The organism is Streptomyces sp. NPDC050504 (assembly GCF_044458065.1).
In the GTDB taxonomy this organism is placed as follows: domain Bacteria; phylum Actinomycetota; class Actinomycetes; order Streptomycetales; family Streptomycetaceae; genus Streptomyces.
Window position 1 is genome coordinate 923,692 of the sequence record NZ_JBITHO010000001.1, and the last position, 12,452, is coordinate 936,143.

The 12,452-nt window shown below is 75.5% G+C and carries 10 protein-coding genes and 1 pseudogene; 7 read left to right on the forward strand and 4 right to left on the reverse strand.

The window, feature by feature from the left end:
• Positions 1–189 precede the first annotated feature (189 nt).
• Complete coding sequence (locus ACIBNE_RS03800) at positions 190–2,262, forward strand: endo-beta-N-acetylglucosaminidase (protein WP_399270060.1); 2,073 nt, start codon at positions 190–192, stop codon at positions 2,260–2,262.
• Positions 2,263–2,483: 221 nt separating this feature from the next.
• Here ACIBNE_RS03800 and ACIBNE_RS03805 read toward each other — a convergent pair whose 3' ends face one another.
• Positions 2,484–3,221: a DUF4232 domain-containing protein gene (locus tag ACIBNE_RS03805; RefSeq protein WP_399269136.1), complete on the reverse strand. Its 738-nt coding sequence runs from the start codon at positions 3,219–3,221 to the stop codon at positions 2,484–2,486.
• A 237-nt stretch (positions 3,222–3,458) separates the two neighbouring features.
• Positions 3,459–4,382 (reverse strand): NAD(P)-dependent oxidoreductase, encoded by a 924-nt coding sequence (locus ACIBNE_RS03810; RefSeq protein ID WP_399269138.1) that lies wholly within the window; start codon positions 4,380–4,382, stop codon positions 3,459–3,461.
• 59 nt (positions 4,383–4,441) lie between these two features.
• Here ACIBNE_RS03810 and ACIBNE_RS03815 point away from each other — a divergent pair, with 59 nt between their 5' ends.
• The 3 genes from ACIBNE_RS03815 to ACIBNE_RS03825 all read left to right on the forward strand — a co-directional run bounded on the left by ACIBNE_RS03815 (position 4,442) and on the right by ACIBNE_RS03825 (position 7,120).
• Positions 4,442–4,834, forward strand: a complete 393-nt coding sequence (locus tag ACIBNE_RS03815) for a MerR family transcriptional regulator (protein WP_399269140.1) — start codon at positions 4,442–4,444, stop codon at positions 4,832–4,834.
• A 278-nt stretch (positions 4,835–5,112) separates the two neighbouring features.
• Entirely contained in the window at positions 5,113–6,465 is a 1,353-nt protein-coding gene (locus ACIBNE_RS03820) for a diacylglycerol/lipid kinase family protein (RefSeq protein WP_399270062.1), read from the forward strand.
• Positions 6,466–6,532: 67 nt separating this feature from the next.
• Positions 6,533–7,120 (forward strand): phosphatase PAP2 family protein, encoded by a 588-nt coding sequence (locus tag ACIBNE_RS03825; RefSeq protein ID WP_399270064.1) that lies wholly within the window; start codon positions 6,533–6,535, stop codon positions 7,118–7,120.
• Between the two features lie 99 nt (positions 7,121–7,219).
• Here ACIBNE_RS03825 and ACIBNE_RS03830 read toward each other — a convergent pair whose 3' ends face one another.
• Positions 7,220–7,894, reverse strand: coding sequence for a TetR/AcrR family transcriptional regulator (locus ACIBNE_RS03830; RefSeq protein ID WP_399269142.1), 675 nt, complete (start codon positions 7,892–7,894; stop codon positions 7,220–7,222).
• Positions 7,895–8,082: 188 nt separating this feature from the next.
• Between ACIBNE_RS03830 and ACIBNE_RS03835 the strand changes: the two genes are divergently transcribed.
• From ACIBNE_RS03835 to ACIBNE_RS03845, 3 genes are all read left to right on the forward strand, one after another.
• Positions 8,083–9,519 carry a hypothetical protein gene (locus ACIBNE_RS03835; RefSeq protein WP_399269144.1) on the forward strand — a complete coding sequence of 479 codons (1,437 nt, stop codon included), beginning with the start codon at positions 8,083–8,085 and terminating at the stop codon, positions 9,517–9,519.
• Positions 9,520–9,658: 139 nt separating this feature from the next.
• Positions 9,659–10,939: an AAA family ATPase gene (locus ACIBNE_RS03840; protein ID WP_399269146.1), complete on the forward strand. Its 1,281-nt coding sequence runs from the start codon at positions 9,659–9,661 to the stop codon at positions 10,937–10,939.
• Positions 10,936–12,225, forward strand: coding sequence for a VWA-like domain-containing protein (locus ACIBNE_RS03845; RefSeq protein ID WP_399269148.1), 1,290 nt, complete (start codon positions 10,936–10,938; stop codon positions 12,223–12,225). Before ACIBNE_RS03840 ends, ACIBNE_RS03845 begins: the two co-directional genes overlap by 4 nt.
• Here the strand turns inward: ACIBNE_RS03845 and ACIBNE_RS03850 are convergent.
• A pseudogene (locus ACIBNE_RS03850) lies at positions 12,174–12,437 on the reverse strand (hypothetical protein); the annotation flags it as partial. The gene ACIBNE_RS03845 and the pseudogene ACIBNE_RS03850 overlap by 52 nt on opposite strands.
• Positions 12,438–12,452 lie beyond the last annotated feature (15 nt).

Genomic DNA, 12,452 nt, shown 5'->3' on the forward strand with positions numbered 1-12,452 from the left:
GAGCGTGCAGTGCAGAACCGAGCTGAACCCACGGGCGTCGCGGCCCCCGAAAGCGGCACGGGCACCGGCGAAGGCGTCCGCCCCGGCGTAGGCGTCCGCCCCGGCGGTGCGGGTGCCCAGGCCCGCCGCTCCGGCGGTGCGTCCGCCCCGGCCCGCCGCAGCGTCGTCGCGGGCGCCGCGGTCCTCCCGCTGCTGTCCGCGACCCGGGCGTTCGCCGCGAACCCGGCGGCCGCCCGCGTCCCCGCGGACGCCCCCGCGCCCGCGACGCTCCAGCCGTACGCCTCCTACTGGTATCCCGACAGCGTCCCCGACACCCCCGCCGACCCGGGCGTGGTGCGGCGCGGGCTCAAGGGCTGGCGGCCCCAGGACGACCCCGACCTGCCGTACAACAAGGCCACCGTCCCGCTCGCCCGCCGCCACACCCCGCCCGCGCCCAACCGGCACGCCAGGCCGGGCCAGGGCGGGATCTCCGCGCTCGTGTCGTTCGGGCCGACCGCCCGCAACCCCTCCCAAGGGGCCAGGGGGCCGCAGGCCGCCGACTTCTACGCGCTGAGCAACTGGGCGTACATCGACGAACTGGTCTTCTGGGGCGGCTCGTCGGGCGAGGGGCTGATCCTCGCGCCGAACGCGCCCGTCGTGGACGCCGCCCACCGGCACGGCGTGCGCGTCCTCGGCAACGTCTTCCTCCCGCAACTGGAGCACGGCGGGCAGCGCGTGTGGACCGAGGAACTGGTCAGGCGCGACGCCTCGGGCCGCTTCCCGGTCGCCGAGAAGCTGATCCAGGTGGCCAGGGCCTACGGCTTCGACGGCTGGTTCCTCAACGGCGAGACCCAGCTCGCCGACGGCGCGCCCAAGGAACCGGAGACCGCCCGGAGGTTCGCCGACTTCGTGCACGCCCTGCGCACGGGCGCCCCCGACCTGCGGATCACCTGGTACGACGCCTTCGACGCGGACGGTGACGTCGGCTGGCAGGGCCGGCTCAACGAGCAGAACGCGATGTTCTTCCAACGGGACGGCGGGCGGCAGGCCGACACGCTGTTCGTGGACTTCCGCTGGGCCGGTGACGAGCGGGCGCTGAGCGATTCGGCGGCGTACGCGAGACGGCTCGGCCGCGACCCGTACGAGCTGTGGGCGGGCGTCGACGTCGAGGCGAACGGCTGGAACCGCGCCGTGGCCTGGGACCGCATCGCGCCCGAAGGCGGCGACCACGTCGTCTCGTACGGCCTCTACCGCCCCGAGTGGACCTTCCACTCGCTGGGCGGCACCGGAGGCGGCCGCACCCCGGAGGCGTTCCACGCGCGCGACGACGCGTTCTGGAGCGGCGGCCACACCGACCCGGCCCGCCCCGAGGGACCTGGACGGTGGCGACCTGCCGCCCGGCACGTGCCGGACCGCACCACCGTGACCGCGCTGCCCTTCGCGACGACCTTCAACACCGGACACGGCAGGGCCTGGTACGAGAACGGCGTGCCCACCGCCGACACGCCCTGGAACCACCTCGGCCTCCAGGACGTGCTGCCGGGCCGCCGCTGGGCGATCCACACGGAAGGCGCGCGGCCCGCGGCGGGCTTCGACTTCGGCGCGGCCTGGCGCGGCGGCAGCAGCCTGCTGATCGAGGCGGCGGACACGGCGCCCGCGACCGTCGAGCTGTACCAGTGCGAGCTGCCGCTGCGCGCCGCCGCGACCGTCGACCTGACGCACCGGCTGGAGCCCGGGTCCCCGGACGTCGTGCTCGAACTGGCCGTCGCCACCGCCGAGCCCGCGGCCGGTCGGGCGCCGGTCTTCCACCGCGTCCCGGTCGGCACCGTCCGTGCGGGCGACGGTTGGACGACCAGCCGGATCCGGCTCGACGCGGTGCCGGGCCGTACGGTCCACACCGTCGCCGTGCGCCTGACGGCCCGCGCCCCGGGGGCCAGGCTGCGACTCGGCGCGCTCGCCGTGCGCGACCGCGACCCGCGGGCGACGCCCCCGGGGGAGCCGCGCGGACTGCGGGTCGCCGCGTCCCGGGAGACGGGCGGGGGCCGGGCCGAGCTGCGGCTGACGTGGCGGCCAGGCAAGGGCGCGGGGACGCGCCACCACGAGGTGCACCAGCTCCTGCCCGGCGGCGGTCGCCGCTTCCTCGGGGGCACGTGCGCGAGCGCGCTGTACGTACCCGACCTCGTCCGGTCGGGCGGCGAGGCGGAGACCCGCATCGAGGTGCGGGCGGTCGGCGCGCTGTTCACCGCGTCGCGGCCGGCGGCGGCGCGGTACCGCTGGACCTGACGGCGGGCGGGCCCGGGGCCGGGTCGGGGGCCGCGTGAGGGCCCGGGTCGGGGCCGGGCGTTCAACGCGTGCTCAACGCGTGATCAACGACCGCGCGGACGGAAAGGGCGGACGGAAAGGGCGGTGCCCCCGGTCCAGGGCGAATTCCAGGACCGGGGGCACCGCCCCGCACGCCGTGCGTGCCCCGCGTGCCGCGACGCGCGGCGAACCGCCGTGACGGCTCAGAACTCGTCGGCGCCGTTGCGCAGCTCCGGCGTCCAGTAGCCCGTCTTGGCGACCGAGTCGTTGACCGCGATGCCGCCGCCGGGCGCGGAGACGACCTTGCTGCCCTCGGCCGGGCCGTCGGCGGCGAAGAGGTTCACGTTGAAGGAGTTCACGACGCGGTTGTTCTCGTGCGCGCCGCCCTCGGCGATGCGCACGGCGGCGAAGGCCGGGGCGCCGGGGCCGAGCACGACGGGGGTGCCCGGGTTGCTCTTGTCGACGGCCGGGACGTCCTTGGCGGTCTGGATCTCGCCGAAGGCGATCAGCGGGTACTTCAGCAGGGTGCAGGCGCGGCCCGACACGTTCTTCGCGGTGAGCGAGATGTGCGTGGTGGGGGTGCCGGCCTGCTTGGCGGCGGAGATCTTGATGTCGTCGGCCTTGCAGGCCGGGGCCTTGACCTTGGTGGACGAGGCGTTCGACGCGGTGCCGGTGGTGCCGGCCGAACCGGAATCCGTGCCGCCCTTGGTGCCGGAGCCCTCGGTGCCCGATGCGGTCGTGCCGGAGTCCGACGAACCGGAGGTGCCGGAACCGGTGGTGCCCTCGCCGGAGGAGCCGGTGGTGCCCGCCGCGCTCTTCTCCGTCTTGGCCGCACCCTCGTCCTTCGTGCCGCCGCCACCGCCACAGGCGGTGAGGGTCAGGCTGAGGGCGGCGACGGCGGCCGCGGCGATGACGGCGGGGCGACGGGTGGAGGTACGCATGTGGGGGCTCCAGAGGGGTGGTGCGGTGGTGATGCCCATGGTCGGGCAGCTTGTCTGTTCACAGCCAAGCGCCTGACCCTGGCGTTCCGCTTACGTACCGCTAACGCTTCGCTATTTCTTCCAAACCGGGGCACTTCCCTGGCCCTCTCCGGCCCCTTCCAGCCACCCTCGGGGTATTGCCCGGACGTTTATCCGGGTCGTGGGCATTCCGGTTTCAGCCGATTCGGATGCTTCGGTTCACGGGGCCGACGGGGCGGCGGCCCGTTTGAAGACCTCGTGGACGGCCAGGTAGTTCTTGCCGCCGTGCCCCCGTGCGATCGCCTCCTCCACGACGCTCTTCATGAAGCGCGGCTGCCCGGCGTGGACGCCCTGCTCCACGGAGGTGCGGGTGATGTGGTCGAGCGCGTTGAGGTTCATCTCCATGGTGCCGATGTCGCCGGGGTAGTGGCCCGCGTCGAGAGCGGGCGCCTGCTCGGCGAGCGTCGCGCCCACCACCGAGGGCACGAACCAGCCCAGCGCCAGGTCGGCGAACTCCGCGGCCGGTACGCCCGTCGAGCCGACCAGGGCGGTGGCGTGCAGGAAACCGTTCATGGCCGCGTACATCAGGTCGAGCAGGGCGGTGTTGTAGAGGACGGCGAGACCCGGGTCGGTACCCAGGTGGCGCGGGTCGCCGAGCGCCGCCAGCACCGGCCGGTGCGCGTCGAAGACCTCGCGCGCGCCGCTGTACAGGAACACCGAACCGGGGTCCCCGACGAGCGGCGGCGGCACCATGATCGCGCCGTCCAGGTAGTCGAGCCCCCGCTCGGCCGCCCAGCGGGCCGCGGCCCGTGCCTCCCCCGGCGTACCGGAGTCGAGGTTCACCAGTACGCGCCCGGCCAGGGCGTCGCTCGCGGGTCCGAGGACCTCGTACAGCGTCTCGTAGTCCTTCAGGCACACGACCGTGACCGGGCTCGCGGCGACGGCCTCCGCGACGGTCGGGGCGCTGCGGGCGCCCCGCGCGACGAGGCCGTCCGCCCGCGCGGCGGTGCGGTTCCACACGGTGGTGGAGTGCCCGCGCTCCAGCAGGGCCCCGGCGAGGGCGAGGCCCATGGGGCCGAGCCCCACGACGGTGACATCGGCAACGGGCTTGTCGGTCAAGGGTGTTGGCAGTCGATTCGGCATGCGGCCTAGACTGCGGTCTCACACTGGTGTGAGAGTCAACCGGACGTGGTGGTCGTCACATGCGCATGGGGGAGTTCTCCCGTCGGACCGGAGTCAGCCAGCGGCTGCTGCGCTACTACGAGGAGCAGGGGCTGCTCGCTCCGGAGCGCAGGCCCAGCGGCTACCGCGAGTTCACCGAGGCCGACGAGGTCGCCGTCCACGCCATCCGCACCCTGCTCGGCGCGGGTCTGGGCACCGCCACCATCGCCGAGCTGCTGCCCTGCATGGTCGAGGACGGAAAGCTCGTGACCCCCGGCTGTTCGGGCATGCTGCCCGACCTCAACCGCGAACGGGACCGGCTCGACGCCGCCGTGGCGAGCCTGCTGACCGCGCGTGACAAGCTGGACGAAGTGATCGCCGCGACGGCGCCCGAGGGCAGCGCGGACGTGGCGGCGTGCACGCTCGGGCAGTAGCCGCCGCGCACTTCGCCGCGTACCTCGCCGCGCGCTGCGCGCGCCGCCCGCCTCCATGATCCAATGAGCCCGTACGCAGCCTGGACGTTCACCCGTACGGCCCCGCCGAAGAGCCGTACGGGCGCACGCGCAAGAGGCTGGTCGTGGACCCCGGGCGTGGTCGTCCGGGCTGTCGTGGAGGCGGGGAGAGACTGGTGGAGAACAGCGACGGGCAGCGTCCGGCGAAGTCCGTGACGGATGTTACGGGCGTTACGGATGTGACGGGCGCGGTGGACGCGGTGGCATCGGCCGTCGCCAAGGCGCGCCTCCTGGCCCGCTGCGCCCTGGCCGCGGCCGCGCTCGCCGTCCTCGTGCTGTTCGTCGCCCTCGGCGTCGCCGGGCTGCTGGTCATCGTGAGCGGATTGCTGGGCCTGGCCGTCTGCGCGGTCGGGGTCTGGTGGCTGCTGGCGCGGCGCGGCGCGCTGCGGGTGCTCGGCGCCGTACTGGCGGTGGGCGCCCCGGTCGCCGTGCTCACCCTCTTCATCCGGGACGGACTGTGGGCCACGGCCCTCCTGGCGCTCGCGCTGTGGGCCGGATCCCTGGCCTGCGCCCGTGCCGCGCTGAGGGCCGAACGCCGCGCGGAGCGCAAGGAGAAGCGCAAGGAGGAGGCCGAAGAGCCGAAGAGGTCCCCCGCGCCACGGCGGCCCGTGATCATCATGAACCCGAAGTCCGGCGGCGGGAAGGTGGAGCGCTTCCGCCTCGTGGAGCGCGCCGAGGGGCTGGGCGCGCGGGTCCTCCTGCTGGACCCCGAGGCCGAGACCGACGTCGAGGCGCTGGCCCGCGACGCCGTCGCCGACGGCGCCGACCTGCTGGGCGTCGCCGGGGGCGACGGCACACAGGCCCTGGTCGCGGCGGTCGCCGCCGAGCACGACCTGCCGTTCCTCGTGGTGTCCGCCGGCACCCGCAACCACTTCGCCATGGACCTCGGCCTCGACCGCACCGACCCCTCCCGCTGCCTCGACGCCCTGACCGACGGGGTCGAACTCCGCGTGGACCTCGGAGCCGTCGCGGACCGGCCCTTCGTCAACACCGTCTCGTTCGGGGTGTACGCGGACGTCGTCCAGCGGCCCGAGTACCGCGACGCCAAAGCGGGAACGGCGCTGGGCGTCATGCCCGACCTGCTGTCGGGCGAGGACGGGCGGAGCGTCCACGCCGTCGCGGACGGCGAGACGCTGCCCGCGCAACAGGCCGTGCTCGTCAGCAACAACCCGTACGCAGGCACCGACGACCCGTTCGACGCGGGCCGCAGGCTCCGCCTCGACGGCGGGGAACTGGGCGTGATCGGCGTCCGCGTGGAGAGTGCGGTACAGGCCGCGGAGATGGCGGTGCTGGGCGCCCAGGCGACGGGCCTGAACGTCCTCACCGCGCGGCGCGTCGAGGTCACCGCCGACAGCGACACGATCCCCGTCGCCGTCGACGGCGAGGCCCTGACCTTCCCCACCCCGGTCGTCTGCGAGATCAGACCCGGCGCCCTGCGCGTCCTCGTGCCGCGCGACCGGCCGGGGGTCGACGCGCCCCGGACCCCGTTGGACTGGCGGCGCATCACCGTGCTCGCCCTGACCCGTGACGATGCTGGAGGCCGACGTGGCTGAGACGGACGAGGCGACGGGACAGGCGGCGGCGCTCCCCGTGGAGGAGGCCGCGGAGGCCGCGCGGGCGGTGCGCCGCCGGGAGCGCCGGAGTTCCCTGACCGCCGTCGTGTCGGACCTGCGGGCCGTCGACGGCGCGCTCTACGCGGCGGTGGCCGCCACCCCCACCCCGGCGCTGGACCGGAGCCTGCGGCGGCTGTCGCGGGCGGCCGACCACTCGAAGATCTCGTTCTCCGTCGCCGGGCTCCTCGCCCTGGGCGGCACCCGTGCGCGCACGGCCGCGTTCGCGGGCGTCGCGGCGGTCGCGGTGGCGTCGGCGAGCGCCAACCTGCTCGGCAAGCGGCTGGTCCGCAGGCGCCGCCCGGACCGCGAGGCGGCCAGGGTCACGGTGGACCGGCACGTCCCCATGCCCGAGTCGGCGTCGTTCCCCTCGGGGCACACGGCGTCGGCCGTCGCCTTCGCCACGGCCGTGGGCGTGGCGCTGCCGCCCGCCGCGCTGCCGCTGGGAGTGCTGGCGAGCGCGGTGGGCTACTCCCGGGTCCACACGGGCGTCCACTACCCGGGCGACGTCGCGGCCGGTGCGGTCCTGGGCATCGCGAGCGGGGCGGCGGGGCTCGGCATCACGCGCGCGCTGGTGCGCCGCAGGGCGGGCGGCTGAGGTCCGGACGCGGGCCCTCGGGTCCGGGCGCGGGATCTCGGGCCCGGACGCGGCTCCTCGGGCCCGGACGCGGTTCCTCTCCGGTCCGGGTACGGGACCTCAGGGCAGCGGGCGCGCGCCGAGCGTGCCGTGCGCCAGCGCGGCGAGTCCCCGCTTGATGCGCTCGGTGGTGATCCCGCGCCCCCGCTGGTGCCGGAACAGCTCGGGGGCCAGCGGCGCCAGCAACTGATCGGCCAGCGCCTCGGGATCCTCCAGGCCCGCCTCGCGCACGAGGTGGGTGACGTGCAGCCGCCAGAAGGCGTACGCCCCGGTCCCGTACCGCGCCTCCCCGGTCTCCGCGCCCAGGACCAGGTGGACATGGGTCTCCAGGAGGTCGACCATCGCCGCGTAGAACGCGGCCAGGCGCTCGGCGGGGGCGGCACCCGTCACCCCGCCGTTGCGGTTGCCCTTGCCTTCGCGGGAGGTGCCTTCGCCGGAGGCGTCCTCGCCGGGGCCGAGTGGCGCCGCGCCCCGGATCAGCCGCTCCTGGAGCGCCCGTTCGTGCTGGTCGAGGAGCGCGCGGGCGATCGAGGCCCGGTCGGGGTAGCGGCGGTAGAGCGTGCCCCGTCCGATGCCGGCCGCCTTGGCGATGTCGTCCATCGTCACCGTCGCGGGGTCGCGCTCGACGAAGAGCCGTTCGGCGGCCGCGAGGACCCGGGCCCGGTTGCGGGCCGCGTCGGCGCGCTCCACCGGGGGCGGCTCGGCCGCCAGGGGCAGCAGGGGGAGTTCGTTCATGCCGGCAGCCTAGAGACGAAGCGGACATGACGTCCATCTGCCGGGACCGGGCCGTCCGCAGGTCGCTGCGGAGAGTCCGGTGCGCGGAAAGGGGGTGGCCCCTTTCTGCGCCCGAAGGCTACGATCGCCGCGATGACCACTCAATCGCTGAACAGATTGGGGGACCCGTCCGCGCAAGGTGAGTGCTGATGCTCACTCGAACCGCGAACGGGGATTCCCGACTCTCCTTCTGGCTGCGCGTGCGCGAGTTCGCCGTGCCGCCCTCCATGATCGAAACCGCGACCGCTCGCCGTGCCGTCGGTGACTGGGCAGGCGCGTGCGCCGCCGCGAACTTCGACGTCGACCTCGACCTCCGTACTGTCGCGCGTACGCACGGACGGGAACTCGTCAGCCGACTCCGGGCGGATCTGCGCACGTTGACGCCCGATCTGCTGCGCTGGCACATGCCGCGGATCGCCCCCGACGGACTGTTGCGCCCGGGGCTGACCGTCTCACTGGTCCGCTACGGGACGGTGGGGCGCCGCAGCCCGGAACCGGTCCACCTGGTGGCCCGCACGCCACCCGCCTGGGCGGACGCGGGCCAGCGGATCAGCCTCGCGCTGTGGGACGGCTCGCACGACGAACCCGCCGCCCTGCGGCACCCCCATCCGCACCCCAACCGGCGCTTCCGGCTGGACCTGCACCGGCACCTGTGGGACGCGGACAGGGTCGGGGAAATCCGTGACAGGGCGGGGAGCGGCGGCAGTCGGGAGCCGGGCGGCGGCCGCGTGGCCGCGGCCGGTCCCGCACCCGACGGCGACCTCGTGACCTATGGCGGTCCCGCACTCGACGGCGACCTCGTGGCCGACGGGCGCCGCTGTGCCGTCGACCGCTGGGCCGACGAGGCGCGCATCCTGCTCCACGCCGAAGGGCGGACGCACGGCACCGTGTCCGTACGGCTCGCCGCCGGGCAGCGCCTCGCCCTGGAGGTGACCGAGGACAGGGGCGGCGGCACGCCGCCCCCGCCACGGGCCGCCCCCGTGCCGTACGCCCTGCCCGTCCTGCCCGACGCCGCCACCTGGACCCTGCCCGACCTGGAACTCCTGCGGTCCGGCGCGCTCCGGGCCGGTCAGCTGCACCCATTGGTCGCCTCGGCCCTCGTACCCGACCACGCCCCGACCGCACCGCCCCCGGCGCCGTACGCGGCCGGGGAGCCGCGCATCGTGGAGTGCCGGGGCGCACCGCACCGGATCGGACTGGTCGACGGGGTGCTGGCCCCGCTCGACCACCATCCGGACGAACTCCGGCGCGAGGAACTGCTCGTGGCCCTCACCGGCACCCCGCTGCCCTGCCTGCGGGCGATCGACGAGGCGCACCGCCGCCCCGACTGCCTCACCGGCGTCCGCGAGCGCCTCGACCACGGCGACGTCGCCGGAGCGCTCGCCGTGGTCGAAGGGCTGCTCGGCCCCGAAGCGGCGCTGCGCGACGGCCCGTTGCGGGACGAGCTGGAGGCGGCGGCACGGCGGCGCGTCACCTACGGGCTGTACCGGGCGGGGCTGATCGGCCCCGCGCCCGAGCGCCTCTTTCCGGGGCGGAACCGCCCGCGAAACCGCCGTGCGCACCCTCGGCACACGTACGCCCGCTGACCGCCGACCCCTGACCGCCGAGCCCAGACCTCTGATCGCCGACCTTCCGGCGACCGCGGAGCCGCGATCCGGCCGCGCCCTGCTCCCGCCACCGAGTCCACCGCCGAATCCACCACCGACTTCCTCAAGGTGATGCCCCATGACTTCGTACGCCCCCTTCGTCGCACCCGAGACCGTCTCCCCGGCCCCGGCCCCGGCCCCGGCCCAATTGGACGTCGCCGGTGAGCTGCTGGCCATGCTCCGTGACGCCTCGACCGAGCCCCGCCCCGACGACCAGCTGGAAGCGCTGACCCTCGCCGTCGCCGCCGACCTCCCCGTACTCCTGTGGGGCGAGCCGGGCATCGGCAAGACCGCGGCGCTCACCCAGCTCGCCGCTTCCCTCGACCTTCCGCTGACCACCGTGATCGCCAGCGTCCACGAGCCGTCCGACTTCTCCGGACTGCCCGTCGTCGGCGACGACCCCGCCGTGCAGGGCGTTCCCATGGCCCCGCCGGACTGGGCCGTGCGCCTGGTGCGCGCGGGGCGCGGGCTGCTGTTCCTGGACGAGCTGTCCACCGCGCCGCCCGCCGTCCAGGCCGCGCTGCTCCGCCTCGTCCTGGAACGGCGGATCGGCGCGCTCCGACTGCCGCCCGACGTGAGGATCGTGGCCGCGGCCAACCCGCGCTCGTCCGCCGCCGACGGCTGGGAGCTGAGCCCGCCGCTGGCCAACCGCTTCGTCCACCTCCAGTGGACCCACGACCACGACGTCGTCGTGCGCGGCCTCGGCGGCACCTGGCCCAGGGCGACGCTGCCCGTGCTCGACCCGGTGAAGCTCCCCGCGGCCGTGGACCACGCACGCCGAGCGGTGTGCGGACTCCTCGCGGCCCGGCCCGCGCTCGTCCACCGCCTGCCCACCACCGAGGCCCGCAGGGGCGGCGCCTGGCCCTCGCCCCGGAGCTGGGAGATGGCGCTCTGCCTGGTCGCCTTCGCGACGGCGGCCGGATCCAGCAGGGAAGTGCTGTCCCTGCTGGTCAGGGGAACGGTCGGGGACGGCCCCGGGCTCGAACTGATGGCGGGCCTGGACCGGATGGACCTGCCTGACCCCGAACTGCTGCTCGCCGACCCGGCGGGCGCGGTGCTGCCCGAACGCGGTGACCTGCGCCAGGCCACGCTCGACGGAGTGGTGGACGCGGTCAGGAACAGGCCGGACAGGTCGCGCTGGGACGCGGCGTGGGACCTGCTGGTACGGGCGCTGGAGACCGGTGCGCCGGACCTGGTCGTCGTCCCCGCGACGACGCTGGCCTCGCTGCGACAGGACGACTGGGACGTGCCCGAGGCGATCGAGCGGCTGGCGGGCGTGGTCACGCTGTCGCAGCGCGCGGACGAGTCGGCGGGCCGCGCGGCGGCCAGGAACGCGGCGGCCGCGCGGACGCGCCGATGAGCGGGCACGAGGCGGTACCCGCGGACGGCGCCGCTCCCGCCCGCGCCCCGTACCGGACGGGCCCCGCCGAGCTGGACCGCGACAAGCTCTTCGCGGCCCGGCTGCACGCCGCCCGCGTCCGCCCCTACCTGGCGACCGCGCTGTTCGCCCTGCACACCGTCGCGTCGCGGAGCGTGCCGACGATGGCCGTGGACCGGCACTGGCGCTGCTACGTCTCACCCGCCTTCGTGGCCAGGACCCCCGTCGAGGAACTGGCCAGCGTCTGGGTGCACGAGGTCTCGCACCTGCTGCGCGACCACCACGGGCGCAGCGACCGGGTGGCCCGGCAGCGCGGACTGACGGGCCCGGGGGAGCGGCTGCGGATGAACATCGCGGCGGACTGCGAGATCAACGACGACGCCTTCGGGGCGGGTCTTGTGGCCCCCGACGACGCCGTCTACCCCAGGACCCTGGGGCTGCCGGCGGGCGAGCTGATGGAGGACTACCTGCGCCAGTTCCGCCTCGGGACGCGCACGCACGAGCTGGCCTGGCTGGACTGCGGCAGCGGCGCCGACGGGCGGGAGCGGGAGTGGGAGCTGGGCCCCGGCGGCGCGGACGGCCTCACCGCGCAACAGCGGGACGCGGTCAGGTTCCGGGTCGCACAGGGCATCACCGGGCGGCCGGGAAGCGCGCCCGAGGGGTGGCAGCGGTGGGCCGAGGAGGCCTTCCACCCGCCGCAGCCGTGGCGGGACCTGCTGGGCGCGGCGGTCCGCTCGGCGGCGGCCTCGGTGGGAGCGGGCGGGGACTACTCGTACGGCCGTCCCTCGCGGCGCTCCGCGAGCGTGCCCGGCGCCGTACTGCCGAGCCTGCGGCGCAGACCGCCCCGGGTCTCGGTGGTGATCGACACCTCGGGCTCGGTCAGCGACGCCGAGCTGGGCAGCGCGCTGCTGGAGGTCGCGGCGATCTCTCGGGCGGTGGGCGGCCGCCGCGACCTGGTGAACGTGCTGCCGTGCGACGCGGCGGCGCGGGTCGTGCACCCGCTGTGCCGCGCGGAGGGCATCCCGCTGGTGGGCGGCGGCGGTACGGACCTGCGCGCGGGCTTCGAGCGGGCGCTGCGGTCACCGAACCGGCCGGACGTCATCGTGGCACTGACCGACGGCCAGACGCCGTGGCCCTCCGCGCGCCCCTCGTGCCGGACCGTGGTCGGTCTGTTCCCCCGTCCGTATCCCGAGGGCGGGTACGAGGACGACCCGGACTACGAGCCCCAACTCCCGCCCGACTGGGCGCGGGTGGTCGAGATCGGCTGAAGCCGCAGGTGCGCGGGCCGGGTGCACTGCCCGGGTGCGGCGGCGTCTACGCCGGTCAGTTCGCGGCTCGCGTCCCACGGCCGCGCCGCGACCTCGGGGTCGGCGAGGCGGGCCCACGCCGCTTCGCGCCGGGGCGCGCCGCGCAGCCCGAAGAAGCGCGGCCCCCACAACTGCCCGCCGCGCACGGCCGGATCGAGCACCGGCCGGATCACACGTCCGGGCCGGGG

What these genes read in the sequence shown, in the direction of transcription:
- ACIBNE_RS03845 (WP_399269148.1), top strand. Translation starts at nt 10,936, where the DNA reads ATGAGCGGGCACGAGGCGGTACCCGCGGACGGCGCCGCTCCCGCCCGC.
- ACIBNE_RS03840 (WP_399269146.1), top strand. Translation starts at nt 9,659, where the DNA reads ATGACTTCGTACGCCCCCTTCGTCGCACCCGAGACCGTCTCCCCGGCC.
- ACIBNE_RS03835 (WP_399269144.1), top strand. Translation starts at nt 8,083, where the DNA reads ATGCTCACTCGAACCGCGAACGGGGATTCCCGACTCTCCTTCTGGCTG.
- ACIBNE_RS03810 (WP_399269138.1), bottom strand. Translation starts at nt 4,382, where the DNA reads ATGCCGAATCGACTGCCAACACCCTTGACCGACAAGCCCGTTGCCGAT.
- ACIBNE_RS03830 (WP_399269142.1), bottom strand. Translation starts at nt 7,894, where the DNA reads ATGAACGAACTCCCCCTGCTGCCCCTGGCGGCCGAGCCGCCCCCGGTG.
- ACIBNE_RS03815 (WP_399269140.1), top strand. Translation starts at nt 4,442, where the DNA reads ATGCGCATGGGGGAGTTCTCCCGTCGGACCGGAGTCAGCCAGCGGCTG.
- ACIBNE_RS03805 (WP_399269136.1), bottom strand. Translation starts at nt 3,221, where the DNA reads ATGCGTACCTCCACCCGTCGCCCCGCCGTCATCGCCGCGGCCGCCGTC.